We start from the raw sequence: 15,193 nt of genomic DNA on the forward strand, positions 1-15,193 counted from the left end.
TCGCTCCATCCGGGCTACAAGGCTTTCAAATCTTCCGCCCCGCCTGCTCCCAATAGGGATCACGCAGGCGGCGCTTGAATATTTTTCCGGAGTCTTCGCGCGGCAGGCTCGTGCGGATCTCGATGTGCTTGGGCACCTTGTAGTCGGCGAGCGAGCCCTTGAGCCGGGTGCGGATATCGCCGGCATCGAGCGTGACACCTGGTTGCGGCTCGACCACCGCCATCAGCGCCTCGCCGAACTCGGCATCGGGGATGCCGAACACGGCGCAATCATGCACGCCGGGCACGGCGTGGAGCACGGATTCGATCTCGGCCGGATAGATGTTGACGCCGCCTGAGATCACCATGTCGCGCTTGCGGTCGCAGATGAAGACGTAGCCGTCCTCGTCGATATAGCCGACGTCGCCGGAGGTGATGAAGCCGTCGCGGTCGATCTCGGCGCGCTTCTCCGGCTTGTTGTGGTAAGTGAAGTCAGCCATTTCGGCCATGCGGGAATAGATCTCGCCGATCTCGCCCACGCCCAGCACGCGGCCGTCGTCGCCGATGAAGCGCAGCTCGGCGCCCGGCGAAATCCTGCCGACGGTGCCGGGCTTTTTGAGCGCATCCTCGGGGGTCGCGAAGGTGACGGCGCTGGATTCAGTCGAGCCGTAGAATTCGTAGATCACCGGCCCCCACCACTCGATCATCGCGCGCTTGACGTCGGCCGGACATGGCGCGGCGGCGTGGATGATGTGGCGGAGCGAGGAGACATCATACTTCCTGCGCACCGCCTCAGGCAGCTTCATCAGGCGAATGAACATGGTCGGGACCATGAAGATGGTGTCGATCTTGTATCGTTCGATCAGGTCCAGAAATTCTTCGGCCTCGAACCGTGGCATCAGCACCAGTGCGCCGCCGAGCTTGCCGGCGCGGATGCCGAACGAGTTCGGCGCGGAGTGATAGAGCGGGCCCGGCAGGATCGCGCGGGCGCCGGGCTTGAGCCCATAGATCATCGCACGCATGCGCTCGCCGGCCGCCGCCTGTTCCGGCGTGGGCGCATTGCGCCGCACGCCCTTTGGATGGCCGGTCGTCCCTGACGTGTAGATCATGTTCATGGGCTGCGGCACGACCGGGCCGTCGTAGGGCGGGTACTGTGCGAGCCAGGATTCGAAATCGATCGCGAAGTCCGGCGTCTTCAGGTGATCGGGGTCGATCTTGTAGTTGGACAGGATCTCCAGCGGGGTCGGCACGCTGAGCACGGTGACGCCTTTCGGAATGGCATCGCGCAGGGCGTGCAGCATGTCGGCATGTCCAATCAGCACGGACGTGCCGGTATCCCCGAGGATGTAGTTGATCTCCTCCGGCTTGAAGTGCCAGTTGATCGGCACGCCATAGGCCCCGAGCCGCATCGCGGCGTAGGCGGCTTCGAGGAAGGCGATATCGTTGCGCATCAGCATGCAGACGCAATCGCCCTGCTTGACGCCGATTTTGGCGAGGCCGCTCGCGATGCGATCAGCGCGGTTGGCGACTTCGGCATGGGTGCGGCGGCGCTCGCCGGAGACGATGCCGAGGAATGGGGACGTTTCGCTCATTTTTGTTTTTCTTTGTTGTTTAGCGACGTTGCCAGTTAGTCGTCATCACCGGGCTTGTCCCGGTGATCCACGTTCTTGCTTGCCGCTTCTGACCAAGAACGTGGATGGCCGGGACATCTAGCGCGAAGACGCGCTTCGCGCTTCTGCCCGGCCATGACGGAGAGCCTGTCAGTCTACATACCTCGCCTCGCGCTTCTCCAGATTGGAGCGCACCGCTTCGGTCTGGTTCGCACTGCCGATCAGCTTCTGCTGCTCGACCGACTCGGCGAGCAGCGCCGGGCCCGGATCGACCGAGAGATTGTTGAGCAGGCGCTTGGCGGCGCGGATCGCATCGGGGCTCTTGCCGGCGATTTCGCGCGCGACTTCGAGAGCCGTGGCGCGCGGGTCGTCGCAGATGCGCGTCGCGAGGCCGTAGCTCATCGCCTCCTGTGCGGAGAAGATGCGGCCGGTGTAGGTGAGATCGCGCAGGATGTCGTCGCGCACGAGCGAGGCCAGGATCGGCGTGCCGGCCATGTCGGGCACGAGGCCCCATTTGATCTCCATCACCGACATCCGCGCATCCGGTGAGAGAAAGCGCATGTCGGCACCGAGCGAGAGCTGGAACCCACCGCCGAAAGCGACGCCGTGCACGGCCGCGATCACGGGAACCGGAAGCTGGCGCCAGCCCCATACCGCCTGTTGCGGAAAGTTCGCCTGGCCATGCGTACGTTTGGTGAGATCGCGATTTTCGCCACCCGGAATTCCGTTGCCGCCTGTCTCCTTCATGGCGGCAAAACGCCCCATGTCGAGACCGGCGCAGAAGGCGCGGCCTTCGCCCGAGAGCACGACGACACGCACGCCCTTTTCCTTCGAAAGCCGGTCGGTTGCGGCAACAAGGGCTTCGAACATCGCCTGATCGAGCGCATTCATCTTGTCCGCGCGCACCAGGCGCACGTCGGCGACGCCTTCCGAGATCGAGATCGAGACGCGCTCTTCCATGGATGAATTCTCCCCTGTTCTTGTTCAGTGCCGCTTTACAGGAAGCCGGCGGCCGGATTTAGTCAATCGACCAATTAACTGACAATGCCTGCGGAGGAAACAGCCATGTTCAAGGAAAATCTTCTGGCCGGCCGGAACATCCTTGTCACCGGTGGCGGCACCGGGCTCGGCAAGTCGATGGCGGCGCGCTTCCTCCAGCTTGGAGCAGAGGTGCACATCTGCGGCCGGCGCAAGATCGTGTGCGACGAGACCGCGACCGAGCTGATGGCTGAGTATGGTGGCCGCGTCACCAGCCACGGCGTCGACATCCGCAACGCGCTCGCGGTCGAAGAGATGATCGAGACCATCTTTCGTGACGCTCCCCTCACCGATCTCATCAACAACGCGGCCGGCAATTTCATCTCGCGCAGCGAAGAGCTCTCGCCCCGCGGCTTCGATGCCGTCGCCAACATCGTGATGCACGGCACGTTCTATGTGACCCATGCGGTCGGCAAGCGCTGGATCGCCTTGAAGCAGCCCGGCAATGTCGTTTCCATCACCACGACCTGGGTGCGCAACGGCTCGCCTTACGTGGTGCCGTCCGCGATGAGCAAGTCGGCGATCCACGCCATGACGATGTCGCTCGCGACCGAATGGGGCCGCTACGGCATCCGCCTCAACACGATCGCGCCGGGCGAGATCCCGACCGAGGGCATGAGCAAGCGCATCAAGCCCGGCGACGAAGCCGGCGCGCGCACCAAGGCGATGAACCCGATGGGCCGCGTCGGCACCATGGAGGAATTGCAGAACCTCGCGGTGTTCCTGATCTCCGGCGGCTGCGACTGGATCAGCGGCGAGACCATCGCGATGGACGGCGCGCAGGCGCTGGCGATGGGCGGCAATTTCTACCAGCTCCGCGACTGGAGCGACGACGACTGGAAAACCGCGCGCGAGAGCATCATGGCGCAGAACGAGAAGGACCGGGCGAAGCGGGGGTGATGCACCCACCGCTGTCGTCCCGGGGCGCGCATAGCGCGAGCCCGGGACCCATAACCCCAGGATGAGGTTTGGCGAAGACTCACAACCCGATCTCGCGCCACACTCCTCCCTGTGGCTTTGGGTCCCTGTGTCTTGGAAGCCTGTCATGATGGAGTGGGCGGGAAGCCGTTGGGTCCTTGGCGCTTGACGCCGTGATCCGGCCCGGTCTCCCGCCCGTTCCATCTATCAACCTGAACAGTTGCACGAGGCTGCGGCAACAGACCTCGCATCACAGGGACAGGCACCGTGATCATACCCCTTCGTTACGTCGGAATCGACGTCTCCAAACAACATCTCGATATCTTCGATGAGGGCTTGGGTGTGCCGGAGCGCATCGCCAACGCGCCGCAGGCCATCACACAGATCGTGGCGCGTTGGCGATGCGACGTGCTGGTCGTCTTCGAGGCAACGGGTGTCTATGATCTCGAACTTCGCGAGGCGCTGGGTCAGGCCGGTATCCGCTTCGCGCGGATCAACCCGGCCCGGGCTCGCGACTTTGCGCGCGCCAGCGGCCAGCTCGCCAAGACCGACCCGATCGATGCGAGGATGCTGGCGGCCTTTGCGCGGGCCCTGAAGCCAGCCACCGAGCAAATTGCCAATCCCGCCCGCAATGCCTTGGCGAGGCTCGCAAAACGGCGGGATCAGCTGGTCCTCATGCGTGCGCAGGAGAAGAACCGGCGCAGCGAGGCCGACGACCGTGCCATGGCCGATCGTATCGGCCGTCTCATCGAGGTCCTCGACGGCGAGATCGCCGAGATCGAGGCCGACATCAGCACGCTGATCAAGACCGAGCCGGAGATCTCGGGCGATGCGCAGTTGATACGTTCACTTCCTGGCGTGGGTCCCGTAACCTGCATGCAACTGATCGCGCAGATGCCGGAACTCGGAAAAGTGGGACCGAAGCAGGTGGCAGCGCTAGCCGGCCTGGCTCCCTTCAACGTCGACAGCGGGGCTTACCGTGGCAAACGTAAGATCGCCGGGGGCCGAAAGCGCGTCCGTGATGCCCTTTACATGGCTGCTCTCAACGCGGGCCGCCGGGCCGATCCGTTCAAGGTCTTTTACGTACGATTGCGACAGGCCGGCAAACCAGCCAAACTCGCCCTCATTGCCGTCGCCAGGAAGCTGCTGACGGTCCTCAACGCCATGATGCGCGACAGGAAGCCCTACCTGAACGTCAAGCCGACATAACAGTTGCCGGATCGGCGCTTCGCTTGTCCGGGACGACAGCGGGGCCTCTCCCATCTTGTCTTCACCCGCGGATGACGCCACACTCCCAGACATAAAAACAAGACGCCACGGGAGAGACATGTCCACCACACAGCCATTGGCGAATCTCGCCGACATGGTGCGCGAGCGCGCGACCAGCCGCGGCAACGCGACCGCCTACGAGTTCGAGGGCCGCCTCACCAGCTTTGCCGGGTTTGACGTCAAGACCAACAAGGTCGCCAACGCGTTGATCGCGATGGGTGTCAGACGCGGCGACCGCATCGCCTATCTCGGCAAGAACAGCGATCTCTATTTCGAGCTGCTGATGGGCGCGATGAAGGCCGGTGTGGTGATGGCGCCGGTGAACTGGCGGCTTGCCGGGCCCGAGATCGCGTTCATCGTCGCGGATTGCAAGGCGCCGGTGCTGTTCGTCGGGCCGGAGTTCATCGCGCAGGTCCGCCAGATCAAGGACCAGCTGCCTGGCGTGCGCACCGTCATCACCACTGAAGGCGGCGCGCCGGAATGGCAGGATTTTACGGCCTGGCGCGATGCGCAAAGCGGCGACGACCCGAAGGTGCCGATCGACACGAAGGACATCGCGATCCAGCTCTACACGTCGGGCACGACAGGCAAGCCGAAAGGCGCGATGCTGTCGCATGCGAACTTCCTCAACCTCGTACAAACAGGCAATGCCGAGGACAAGCCGGAGTGGAACCGGTGGTCGACCGACGACGTGTCGCTGGTGGCGATGCCGATCTTCCACATCGGCGGCTCCGGCTGGGGCGTGATGGGACTCTATCACGGCGCCCGCGGCGTGATCGCGCGCGAGTTCGATCCGACCAAGGTGCTGGATTTCTTCGAGCAGTCGGGCATCACCAAGCTGTTCATGGTGCCGGCGGCGATGCAGTTCGTGGTACGGCAGCCGCGCGCGAAGACGGTCGATTTCTCGCGCCTGAAATACATGCTGTATGGCGCCTCGCCCATTCCGGCGGCGCTGCTGAAGGAATGCATCGAGATCTTCAAATGCGGCTTCGTGCAGATGTACGGCATGACCGAGACGACAGGCACCATCGTCGCGCTGCCGCCGGAGGACCACGTCGAGGGCCTCGAGCGGATGCGCTCGGCCGGCAAGGCGCTGCCGGGCGTCGAGATCGCGATTCTGGATGCGGACGGCAAACCGCTGCCGCCGCGCGAGGTCGGCGAGATCGCGACGCGCTCGGGCTCCAACATGGCCGGCTATTGGAATTTACCGGAGGCGACCGCCTCGACCCTGCGCGGCGATGGCTGGCTGCGCACGGGCGACGCCGGCTACATGGACGAGGACGGCTATCTCTACATCCACGACCGCATCAAGGACATGATCATCTCCGGCGGCGAGAACATCTACCCGGCCGAGGTCGAGAGCGCGCTGTGCGATCATCCTGACGTCGCCGAGGCCGCCGTGATCGGCGTGCCCGACGACAAATGGGGCGAAGCCGTGAAGGCCGTCGTGGTGATGAAGCCCGGCAAGCAGGCGACCGCCACCGACATCATCAACTTCACCCGCGAACGTATCGCTGGATTCAAGACACCGAAGAGCGTGGAGTTCTTGCCGGCGCTGCCGCGGAATCCGTCAGGCAAGATCTTGCGGCGGCAGCTGAGGGAGCCGTATTGGGTAGGGAAGGACCGACGGGTGAATTAGCCCCGCTCTATCCGCGTCGTCGTCCCGGGGCGCGCGCAGCGCGAGCCCGGGACCCATAACCACAGGGTGGAGTTTGGCGAAGACACGGAGTTGCCGTCTCGCCTCAAACTACTCCCTGGGGTTATGGGTCCTCCCCGCATTCGCGGGGACGACTCGGGGAGAGATCGCAGCGTCTCTCTAATGCTTCCCCGGCCCCATATACCCGAACAAGAACCCCGCCACCTTCCGCATCTGGATCTCCTCACTCCCCTCCGTGATGCGATAGCGGCGGTGGTGGCGGTAGATGTGCTCGAACGGCTTGTGGCGTGAATAGCCCATGCCGCCGTGGACCTGCATGGCACGGTCGGCGGATTCGCAGCAGAGGCGGTTTGCCCAGTAGTTGCACATGGAGACGCGGTCGGAGAGCGTGCGCTCGATCTGCTCCTCATTGAGCTGGTCCATCTCCCAGGCTGTCTTGCGGATCAACAGGCGCAGCATCTCGGCTTGGGTCGCGAGCTCGACCAGCGGAAACTGGATCGCCTGGTTCTCGGCGAGCGCCTTGCCGAACGGCTTTCGCTCGCGCGCGTACTTCACACTCTCGTTGATGCAGTAGACGGCGGCGCCGAGCGAGCTTGCCGCCTGGCGGATGCGGTTCTGGTGGACAAAGCACTGCGCCAGCGACAGGCCGCGGCCGACTTCGCCGAACAGCGCATCCTCAGGCACGAACACGTCCGTAAAGCTGACGCGCGGATGGTCGGTCGGCATGTTGAAGGTCCACATGTACTCCTCGACCTTCACGCCATGGCTCTTGGCCGGCACCAGGAAGCAGGTGATGCCGCGGGCATCGCCGTCATTGCCCGAGGTGCGCGCGAACAGCGCGCAATGCGTGGCGACGTGCATGCCGGTCGTCCACATCTTCTCGCCGTTGATGATCCAGCCCTTGACGTTGTCGCGGGTCGCGGGCACCGCGCGCGTCTCCATGTGCGTCGCGTCCGAGCCGTGATGCGGCTCCGTCAATCCAAAGGTGATGCGGTACTTGCCCCTGATCGAGCCGTCGATCATCGCCTTCTGGTCGTCGCGGCCATAGCGATCGAGCATGGTGACAACGGGAAAATTGCCGACGATGGAGTGCTCGTTCTGAAGATCGTTGTGCAGGCCGAGACCCTTGGCGGCAAAGTGCTCGCGGATCACAGCCATCCAGAGGTTGGAGCCGTCCTTGCCGCCATATTGCTTCGGCACCGGAAAGCGCAGATGGCCGGCGGCGTCCGCGAGATCCTTGGCCTTGCGCAGCAGCGCTTCCCACTCATGGCGCGGCAGGCCGCCATTGTCGAAATCGGTGCGCGCCCATTCGCGGCGATGGTCGAAGAAGCGGATGTTGTCGTCGGCCTGTTCGAGCGGCTTGATCTCGCGTTCGATGAATCGATCGAGCTCTCCGAGATAGGCGACGAGATCGGCAGGCAATGAGAAATCCACGGCTCTCTCCCGGAGTAGTTTTGTCGTTTTGCGTTAAGGCGCTAACCGCGCTTTTGCTTCGCGCGATTAAGGTGAGAAGTGCGCGCGCAAGTCAAGCAAGGCAAGGCGTGTGACGGGCGCAAGGCGCGCCCGCGCAATTCGATGGTGTCGCGGCGCTGGCACGCGCTAGTATGACGCCAATATTCCTTCACGAGAAAATGCGGGAGCGCGCGATGGATCTGAAATTCTCAAAGGTGGAACGCAAGGGGCCGATCACGATCGTTACGCTGTCGCGGCCCGAGGTCTACAACGCGCTGCACACCGACGCGCATTTCGAGCTCCAGAAGGTGTTTGACGATTTCTCAGCCGATCCCGAGCAGTGGGTCGCGATCGTCACCGGCGCCGGCGACAAGGCGTTCTGCGCCGGCAACGATTTGAAGTGGCAGGCGGCGGGCGGAAAGCGCGGCTGGGACAAGGGCGGCTTTGCCGGCCTTACCTCGCGCTTCGATTGCGACAAGCCGATCATCGCCGCGGTCAACGGCGTCGCCATGGGCGGCGGCTTCGAGATCGCGCTCGCCTGCGACCTGATCATCGCCTCGGAGAATGCGACCTTCGCCCTGCCCGAGCCGCGCGTCGGCCTTGCCGCACTCGCCGGCGGCCTGCACCGGCTGCCGCGCCAGATCGGGCTCAAGCGTGCCATGGGCATGATCCTCACTGCGCGCCATGTCAGCGCCAAGGAGGGCCATGAGCTCGGCTTCGTCAACGAGGTGGTGCCGCAGGGTGAGGCCCTGTCGGGCGCGCTGCGCTGGGCGGAGATGATCACCAAGAACTCGCCGATGTCGATCCGGGCGTCGAAGCAGACCATCCAGAAGGGCCTCGCCGTCTCGCTGGAGCAGGCGATCGAGGAGCAGCGGGAATATCCAGCGGTGAAGGCGATGGTGGCCTCGCAGGATTATATCGAGGGCCCGAAGGCATTCTCGGAGAAGCGGCCGCCGAAATGGGTGGGGAAGTAGAGCGCCGCTCTCCTCGTCACGACGACGGATGCCCCAACACCACAGGTGTCATGCCCCGGCTTGACCGGGGCATCCAGTACGCCGCGGCTTCAACGCATCTCATTGCCGTCTCTGGAATACTGGATCGCCCCCCCTGTGCGCAATTGCGCACTAGGCGGGCGATGACAGCGGAGAATATGGCACCGTCTACCCGCCTCGCCCCAGCTCCCGCTTGTATGAGGCATAGTTCGGCTGGTCGACCGCTAGCTTATCCATTGTGGTCTGCCAGAGATGCTCGGCGAGCCCCGGCGTTGCCAGATCAATCTCACCCTTGGCGATGCGATCGGCGAGCGCGCGGTTGAGATCGGCCACCGGGCCGTCCATGCCGAGCAGCGCGCGCAGCCGCTCCACCTCCTTCGCGTCGCTCCTCTCCTCCTGCGTCAGCTGCCGCGTCACGAGGTCGAGGATGTTGATGGCGACGCGCAGCTTGAAGGCCTGATGGCCGGAGATCAGCGGCGTGATGTCGTTGCCGAGGAAATCGGCGACCGCCTTGGTCAGCTCGGTCGGTGTCGGTTCGTCCTGCATGTGTCAGCTCCCGCGCGGCGCCAGCAGCCGCAACAGATCGATCTCGGTCTCGCTGGCGCGGCGGCCGATCATGGCGCGTTCCATCGAATGATCCGGCCCCTCGCGGAACCGCTGCATCATGCCGCCGCACATGATGCCCCAGCGCAGCGTGCCCATCACTTCCCAGAATTTGACGCGCGCAGGATCGCATTTGCGGCCCGCGGCCTCATAGCCGGCGAACAATTCCTCGCGTGTGCCAAAACCGCCCACCGGCTTGTCGATCTCACCAAAGCGCCAGGAGTTGACGCAGACCCAGCCGAGATCCTCCATGGGATCGCCGAGATGGGCGAGCTCCCAGTCGAGCACGGCGCGGACGCCGTCGGCGCCGATGATGAGATTGCCGTTGCGGAAATCGCCGTGCACCAGCGTGGTCTCGGCCGAGGGGCCGGGATCATGGTCGCGCAGCCAGCGCAGCGCCAGCTCGAACACGGGCTTTGGCCAGTTCAGGCTGCGATAGTCGCGCTCGAACTCGCCGATCTCCTGGGTCGCGGACCGGCTGCGCAGCTCGGGCAGCTTGTCCTGTGGCAGTTTGTGCAGGCCGGCGAGCACGCCGCCGATCTGCCGCGCGAGACGCGGCCGCGCCGCCGCGTACTCATCATCGCGAAGAATCTTACGGGCGATGGTCTCGCCCTCGACCCGCTGCATGATGAAGCCGGTGCCGAGATTTTCGTCGGGCGTCAACACATGCATCACGCGCGGCGACGGCACGCCCGCCTCATAGGCAAGCTGCATCAACTGGGCTTCGGCGGCGAGACCTGCCGCGCGCGTCGGCGCGGCGCCATAGCCCTTCGGCGAGCGGCGCAGGATCGCGCCGATCGGCCCATCGGGATGCTCGATGTCGAAGCGCCAGGTTTCCTGGCTGGCGCCGCCGGACAGTTTTGCCGCGCCGGTGACGCCAGTCGCCCCTTCGCACCAGCGCGCGACGCTGCGGGAGAGCTCGGCCTCGATCATTTGCCTTTGAACTGCGCCGGGCGCTTCTCCAGGAACGCGCCAACGCCTTCACGGAAATCGTCCGTGTCGCCGGCACGCAGCTGGCACTGGAATTCGAGATTGAGCTGATCCTCGAACGAATTTTCGGGGCTGTCCCAGTAGAGCTTGCGGATCAGCGACAGCGCGACCGTCGGGCCGCTGGCGAGATCGCGCGCGAGCTTCATCGCCTCCTCCATCAGCACGCCGTCGTCATAGACGCGGTTGACGAGGCCCCATTCCAGCGCCTTCTCGGCCGGCAGGCGCTCGCCCATCAGCGACAATTCGACCGAACGCGCCCGGCCGATCAGGCGCGGCAGCAGCCAGGTCGAGCCGCAATCCGGCACCAGGCCGATGCGGCGGAAGGCTTGAAGAAAGTAAGAGGACCGCGCGCACAAAATCATGTCGCCGAGCAGCGCGAAGCTCATGCCGGCGCCGGCGGCCGGGCCGTTGACGGCAGTGACGATCGGGCAATGCAGATTGCGGATGCGGCGCAGGAAGGGATGAAAGCCGGTCTCGAGCGTCAGGCCGGCCTTGGTCTTCTTCGACTGGTTGTTGCGCCCTTGCAGATTCGCGCCGGTGCAGAACGCCCGCCCCGCGCCAGTCAGCACCACGCAGCGCACCTCGCCCTTCTTCTCCTCGATCGCGTCGAGGGCATCGGAGAGGCCGCCCAGCATGTCCATGGAGACCGCGTTCATCACCTCCTGATGGTCGAGCCGGAGGATCGCGACCGAGCCATCGAAATCGAGCGTGACGTGTTTGAACTGCATGGTTTCCTCGTCAGTTGGTACTAGCGATGTTTCGCAGACCGGAATTAGTTTTGCCGGGGCGCATATTTGATTTTTGTCGCGGCCTTGTCCATGGTGGTCCGAACATACCTTGTCGTCGTATCGCACAATCTTGCGCGCACAGGCTGGCGCGCGCCCGTGCCAAAAACAGGAAACGCGCCATGAACCTTTTCGACCTCAGCGGCCGCGTCGCCGTGATCACCGGCGGAAATGGCGGTATCGGGCTCGGCATCGCGCAGGCGCTCGCCGGCCAGGGCTGCAACGTCTTGATCTGGGGCCGCAATCCTGACAAGAACAAGGCTGCTGCCGCGAGCATGACGGGCCTCTCCGGCAAGGTCGACACCCGCGTCTGCGACGTCACCGATCCGGCTTCGGTCAATGCCGCGATGAAGGCGACGCTCGACATTTTCGGCCGGGTCGACGGCTGCTTTGCCAATGCCGGTATCGGCGGCGGCGGCCGGCGCTCCTTCATCGAGCGCACCGAGGAAGAGTGGCGCACGATGTTTGCGACCAATCTGGACGGCGTGTTCCACGCTTTCCAGGCCGCCGCAAAACACATGACCGAGCGCGCCAATGCCGGCGATCCCTTCGGCCGGCTGGTCGCGACATCGAGCCTCGCCTCGATCTTCGGCACTGCGCGCAATGAGCACTATGCCGCGACCAAGGCCGCGATCAACGCGCTGGTGCGCGCGCTCGGCGTCGAGCTGGCGCGTCACGGCGTCACCGCGAACGCGATCCTGCCCGGCTGGATCAAGAGCGACATGACCGCGGGCATCATGGCCAACGAGAAGTTCGTCGCCAATGTGATGCCGCGCATTCCGATGCGGCGCTTCGGCGAGGCCAGCGATTTCGGCGGCATCGCGGTGTATCTGATGAGCAAGGCGTCGTCGTATCACACCGCGGATACGTTCGTGATCGACGGCGGCTATACGGCGTTTTGAATCTCGTAGCCCGGATGGAGCGAAGCGTAATCCGGGATTTTCAAAAACAAGCAAGACCCGGATTTCGCTGCGCTCCATCCGGGCTACAAACTCTGAGGGGAATGGGCAAATGTTCTCACACATCATGATCGGCACCAACGACCTGGACAAGGCCAAGGCGTTCTACGACCAGCTGCTCGGCACGCTCGAGGTGCGCCCGGCCAGGGTCGACGGCCATCGCATCTTCTACATCACCAAGACCGGCGTGTTCTCGGTGACGAAGCCGATCAACGGCGAGGCCGCCACGTGTGCGAATGGCAGCACCATCGGCTTTGCCGCCAACTCGCCTGAGCAGGTCGACAAGTGGCACGCCACCGGCGTCGCCGCCGGCGGAACGCCGATCGAGAATCCACCCGGCATCCGCGAGGGCGCAGGGAACAAGCTCTACATCGCTTATTTGCGCGACCTCGACGGCAACAAGATCTGCGCGATGCATCGGCTGCCGAACTGATTGCTCCAGGACGGTGTCATTCCCCGCCTTGTGCGCAATTGCGCACTGGAGCGGGGAATCCAGTACGCCGCGGCTTCTCCGTAAATCGCTGACGTCACGGAGTACTGGATCGCCCGGTCAAGCCGGGCGATGACAACAGTGAGTGCGGCCCGCACCTGCCTCCTCACGCCGTTCAAACAACATTTCAAACACTCTCGCGATATTCCATCGCATGGCATGGGTCGCCTGAAAAAATGCGCGCTCGCGCTTTGGCCGCGCTGCGACTATTCTGCGGCCCAACGCGATCTCAGTGACCCCGGGAGGAACAATGACAAAGCACGCCTACATACCCCGCACCACCAACTACACCCTCAATCCCGGCGACGAGCTCAACGATCTTCGCATGTCGGACCAGGTCCGGCCGCTCTACGATCACGTCAGGAAATTCATCCGCGACACCGTCGAGCCTATGTCGATCGAATTCGCCAAGGCCGGCGAAGGCAAGCAGGATCGCTGGAGCTTTACGCCGAAACAGCTCGAGGTGCTCGAGGTCGCCAAGAACAAGGCCAAGAAGGAAGGCCTCTGGAATTTCTTCCTGCCCGACGACGAGACCGGTCAGGGCCTGAAGAATCTCGACTACGCCTATATCGCCTCCGAGCTCGGCAAGAGCCCGCTGGCCTCCGAGACGATGAACTGCTCGGCGCCGGACACCGGCAACATGGAAGTGCTGGAGCGCGTCGGCACCAAGGAGCAGAAGGAGAAGTGGCTGAAGCCGCTGATGAACGGCGAGATCCGTTCGGCCTATGTCATGACCGAGCCGAACGTCGCCTCCTCCGACGCCAAGAACATTTCGACGACCGCAAAGCTCGTCGGCGACGAATGGGTCATCAACGGCGAGAAATATTACATCTCCGGCGTCGGCGATCCCCGCTGCAAGATCCTCATCGTGATGGTGAAGACCAATCCGGATGCGGCGCCGAGCAAGCAGCAGTCGCAGATCCTGGTGCCGCGCGACACGCCCGGCGTCGAGGTGCTCGGGCCCATGTACGTGTTCGGCCAGGACCACGCCCCGCGCGGCCACATGCACATGCGCTTCAACAACGTCCGCGTGCCCAAGGAGAACATGCTGCTCGGCGAAGGCCGCGGCTTCGAGATCTCGCAGCTCCGCCTCGGCCCGGGCCGCATCCATCACTGCATGCGCACCATCGGCAAGGCCGAGAAGGCGCTGGATCTGATGGTTCAGCGTGGCCTCACCCGCGAGGCCTTCGGCAAGAAGATCGCCCATCTCGGCGGCAACATGCAGATCATCGCGCAGGCGCGCTGCGAGATCGAGGCGATGCGGCTGATGGTGCTGAAGGCCGCCAAGGCGATGGACGTGCTCGGCAACAAGGAGGCCCGCGTCTGGGTGTCCATGGTCAAGGCCATGGTGCCGGAGCGCGCCTGCAAGATCATCGACCAGTCGATCCAGATGCACGGCGCCACCGGCATCTCGCACTGGACCCCGCTCGCGGAGATGTACCAGGACGTCCGCCATCTGCGCTTCGCCGACGGTCCGGACGAGGTGCACTGGATGGTGGTGGGACGCCACGAGTTGAGCATGGCGTAAAAGTCTCTGGCCTCTCCCCGCTCGGGAAGAGCCGTAGGGTGGGCAAAGGCGCGCTCTTCGCGCGCCGTGCCCACCATCGCGGCTTCGCAAGAAGTGGTGGGCACGCTTCGCTTTGCCCACCCTACGAGAGTTTCACTCCTACGGAGCCACCATGGAATACGCCGCCAGCGACCTGACGCCACGCGAGCGCTACAAGGTGCTGACGTCCTTCATCCTGCCACGGCCGATCGCGTGGGTGACCTCGGTCGGGCCGACCGGCGTCGTCAACGCCGCGCCGTTCAGCTTCTTCAACGCCTTCTGCGAAGATCCGCCGCTGTGCATGTTCGCGGCGAACCGGAAGCCCAACGGCCAGGACAAGGACACGTTTCTCAACATCCAGCGCACCGGCGAGTTCGTGGTCAACCTCGCCGACGAGCCGCTGGCGAAGGCCATGCACGAGAGCAGCGGAGATTTTCCCCCTGAAGTGGGCGAGCCTGACTATCTCGGGCTGAAGCTCGCACCGTCGGCGAAGATCGCCGTGCCGCGGCTCGCCGACACGCCCTGGGCGATGGAGTGCAAGCTCTGGAAGATGATCGACGTCAACGACGATCGCCGGCTGATCATGGGCGAAGGCATCCACTTCCATATCCGCGACGAGCTCTGGGACGACAAGGCGATGCGGGTGCACATGGACCGCTATCACCCGATCGGCCGCATGTTCGCCGACCGCTACTGCCGCACGGATGATCGCGTGGTGTTTCCGGCCGCGGAGGGGGCGAAGAGGAAGTAGGCCGCGCCATCGCGCTCCCTCGCCCCGTTCTTACGGGGAGAGGGCTGGGGTGAGGGGCTGCTTCCGAGAAAACAGTGTGAGTTGGACTCGCGGAGAGTCCCCCTCACCCGAATTCGATCTTCGATCGAATTCGACCTCTCCCCGCAAGCGGGGCG

14 protein-coding genes are annotated in these 15,193 nt (G+C 64.2%); 8 read left to right on the forward strand and 6 right to left on the reverse strand.

The features are described from left to right. Positions 1 to 25: 25 nt before the first annotated feature. Positions 26 to 1,570, reverse strand: a complete 1,545-nt coding sequence (locus AB7290_RS31565) for an acyl-CoA synthetase (protein ID WP_085403924.1) — start codon at positions 1,568 to 1,570, stop codon at positions 26 to 28. A gap of 168 nt (positions 1,571 to 1,738) precedes the next feature. After that, entirely contained in the window at positions 1,739 to 2,548 is an 810-nt protein-coding gene (locus AB7290_RS31570; protein ID WP_085403925.1) for a crotonase/enoyl-CoA hydratase family protein, read from the reverse strand. Between the two features lie 105 nt (positions 2,549 to 2,653). On the opposite strand from AB7290_RS31570, the gene AB7290_RS31575 reads away from it, so the two are divergent. From AB7290_RS31575 to AB7290_RS31585, 3 genes are all read left to right on the forward strand, one after another. After that, complete coding sequence (locus AB7290_RS31575; RefSeq protein ID WP_063986558.1) at positions 2,654 to 3,526, forward strand: SDR family oxidoreductase; 873 nt, start codon at positions 2,654 to 2,656, stop codon at positions 3,524 to 3,526. Positions 3,527 to 3,811: 285 nt separating this feature from the next. After that, entirely contained in the window at positions 3,812 to 4,753 is a 942-nt protein-coding gene (locus AB7290_RS31580; protein ID WP_085403926.1) for an IS110 family transposase, read from the forward strand. A gap of 118 nt (positions 4,754 to 4,871) precedes the next feature. Further along, on the forward strand, positions 4,872 to 6,452 hold the full coding sequence (locus AB7290_RS31585; protein WP_085403927.1) for a fatty acid--CoA ligase: 1,581 nt from the start codon (positions 4,872 to 4,874) through the stop codon (positions 6,450 to 6,452). Positions 6,453 to 6,629: 177 nt separating this feature from the next. Here AB7290_RS31585 and AB7290_RS31590 read toward each other — a convergent pair whose 3' ends face one another. Further along, positions 6,630 to 7,904: an acyl-CoA dehydrogenase family protein gene (locus AB7290_RS31590; protein WP_085403928.1), complete on the reverse strand. Its 1,275-nt coding sequence runs from the start codon at positions 7,902 to 7,904 to the stop codon at positions 6,630 to 6,632. 212 nt (positions 7,905 to 8,116) lie between these two features. On the opposite strand from AB7290_RS31590, the gene AB7290_RS31595 reads away from it, so the two are divergent. After that, a complete protein-coding gene (locus AB7290_RS31595) occupies positions 8,117 to 8,896 on the forward strand; it encodes an enoyl-CoA hydratase-related protein (protein ID WP_085403929.1) in 780 nt (259 codons plus the stop codon). Between the two features lie 186 nt (positions 8,897 to 9,082). On the opposite strand, the gene AB7290_RS31600 is transcribed toward AB7290_RS31595, so the two are convergent. The 3 genes from AB7290_RS31600 to AB7290_RS31610 are packed head-to-tail and all read right to left on the reverse strand — an operon-like array spanning position 9,083 to position 11,235. Then, complete coding sequence (locus tag AB7290_RS31600; RefSeq protein WP_085403930.1) at positions 9,083 to 9,460, reverse strand: DUF6285 domain-containing protein; 378 nt, start codon at positions 9,458 to 9,460, stop codon at positions 9,083 to 9,085. Positions 9,461 to 9,463: 3 nt separating this feature from the next. Next, on the reverse strand, positions 9,464 to 10,450 hold the full coding sequence (locus tag AB7290_RS31605; RefSeq protein WP_085403931.1) for a phosphotransferase family protein: 987 nt from the start codon (positions 10,448 to 10,450) through the stop codon (positions 9,464 to 9,466). After that, positions 10,447 to 11,235 carry an enoyl-CoA hydratase/isomerase gene (locus AB7290_RS31610; RefSeq protein ID WP_028146899.1) on the reverse strand — a complete coding sequence of 263 codons (789 nt, stop codon included), beginning with the start codon at positions 11,233 to 11,235 and terminating at the stop codon, positions 10,447 to 10,449. Before AB7290_RS31610 ends, AB7290_RS31605 begins: the two co-directional genes overlap by 4 nt. A 179-nt stretch (positions 11,236 to 11,414) precedes the next feature. Between AB7290_RS31610 and AB7290_RS31615 the strand changes: the two genes are divergently transcribed. From AB7290_RS31615 to AB7290_RS31630, 4 genes are all read left to right on the forward strand, one after another. Continuing rightward, entirely contained in the window at positions 11,415 to 12,194 is a 780-nt protein-coding gene (locus AB7290_RS31615; RefSeq protein WP_085403932.1) for an SDR family NAD(P)-dependent oxidoreductase, read from the forward strand. 109 nt (positions 12,195 to 12,303) lie between these two features. Next, positions 12,304 to 12,684, forward strand: coding sequence for a VOC family protein (locus tag AB7290_RS31620; RefSeq protein ID WP_028146897.1), 381 nt, complete (start codon positions 12,304 to 12,306; stop codon positions 12,682 to 12,684). Between the two features lie 307 nt (positions 12,685 to 12,991). After that, entirely contained in the window at positions 12,992 to 14,269 is a 1,278-nt protein-coding gene (locus tag AB7290_RS31625) for an acyl-CoA dehydrogenase family protein (RefSeq protein ID WP_014496881.1), read from the forward strand. A gap of 151 nt (positions 14,270 to 14,420) precedes the next feature. Further along, positions 14,421 to 15,038, forward strand: a complete 618-nt coding sequence (locus AB7290_RS31630) for a flavin reductase family protein (protein ID WP_085403933.1) — start codon at positions 14,421 to 14,423, stop codon at positions 15,036 to 15,038. Positions 15,039 to 15,193: the final 155 nt, after the last annotated feature.

This window comes from Bradyrhizobium sp. 613_E4_N2_2, assembly GCF_052075995.1.
GTDB classification, from domain to species: Bacteria; Pseudomonadota; Alphaproteobacteria; order Rhizobiales; family Xanthobacteraceae; genus Bradyrhizobium; species Bradyrhizobium barranii.

Coding starts and splice junctions, on each gene's coding strand:
- AB7290_RS31620 (WP_028146897.1), top strand. CDS start 12,304: ATGTTCTCACACATCATGATCGGCACCAACGACCTGGACAAGGCCAAG.
- AB7290_RS31570 (WP_085403925.1), bottom strand. CDS start 2,548: ATGGAAGAGCGCGTCTCGATCTCGATCTCGGAAGGCGTCGCCGACGTG.
- AB7290_RS31585 (WP_085403927.1), top strand. CDS start 4,872: ATGTCCACCACACAGCCATTGGCGAATCTCGCCGACATGGTGCGCGAG.
- AB7290_RS31575 (WP_063986558.1), top strand. CDS start 2,654: ATGTTCAAGGAAAATCTTCTGGCCGGCCGGAACATCCTTGTCACCGGT.
- AB7290_RS31610 (WP_028146899.1), bottom strand. CDS start 11,235: ATGCAGTTCAAACACGTCACGCTCGATTTCGATGGCTCGGTCGCGATC.
- AB7290_RS31615 (WP_085403932.1), top strand. CDS start 11,415: ATGAACCTTTTCGACCTCAGCGGCCGCGTCGCCGTGATCACCGGCGGA.
- AB7290_RS31630 (WP_085403933.1), top strand. CDS start 14,421: ATGGAATACGCCGCCAGCGACCTGACGCCACGCGAGCGCTACAAGGTG.
- AB7290_RS31600 (WP_085403930.1), bottom strand. CDS start 9,460: ATGCAGGACGAACCGACACCGACCGAGCTGACCAAGGCGGTCGCCGAT.
- AB7290_RS31595 (WP_085403929.1), top strand. CDS start 8,117: ATGGATCTGAAATTCTCAAAGGTGGAACGCAAGGGGCCGATCACGATC.
- AB7290_RS31605 (WP_085403931.1), bottom strand. CDS start 10,450: ATGATCGAGGCCGAGCTCTCCCGCAGCGTCGCGCGCTGGTGCGAAGGG.
- AB7290_RS31565 (WP_085403924.1), bottom strand. CDS start 1,570: ATGAGCGAAACGTCCCCATTCCTCGGCATCGTCTCCGGCGAGCGCCGC.
- AB7290_RS31625 (WP_014496881.1), top strand. CDS start 12,992: ATGACAAAGCACGCCTACATACCCCGCACCACCAACTACACCCTCAAT.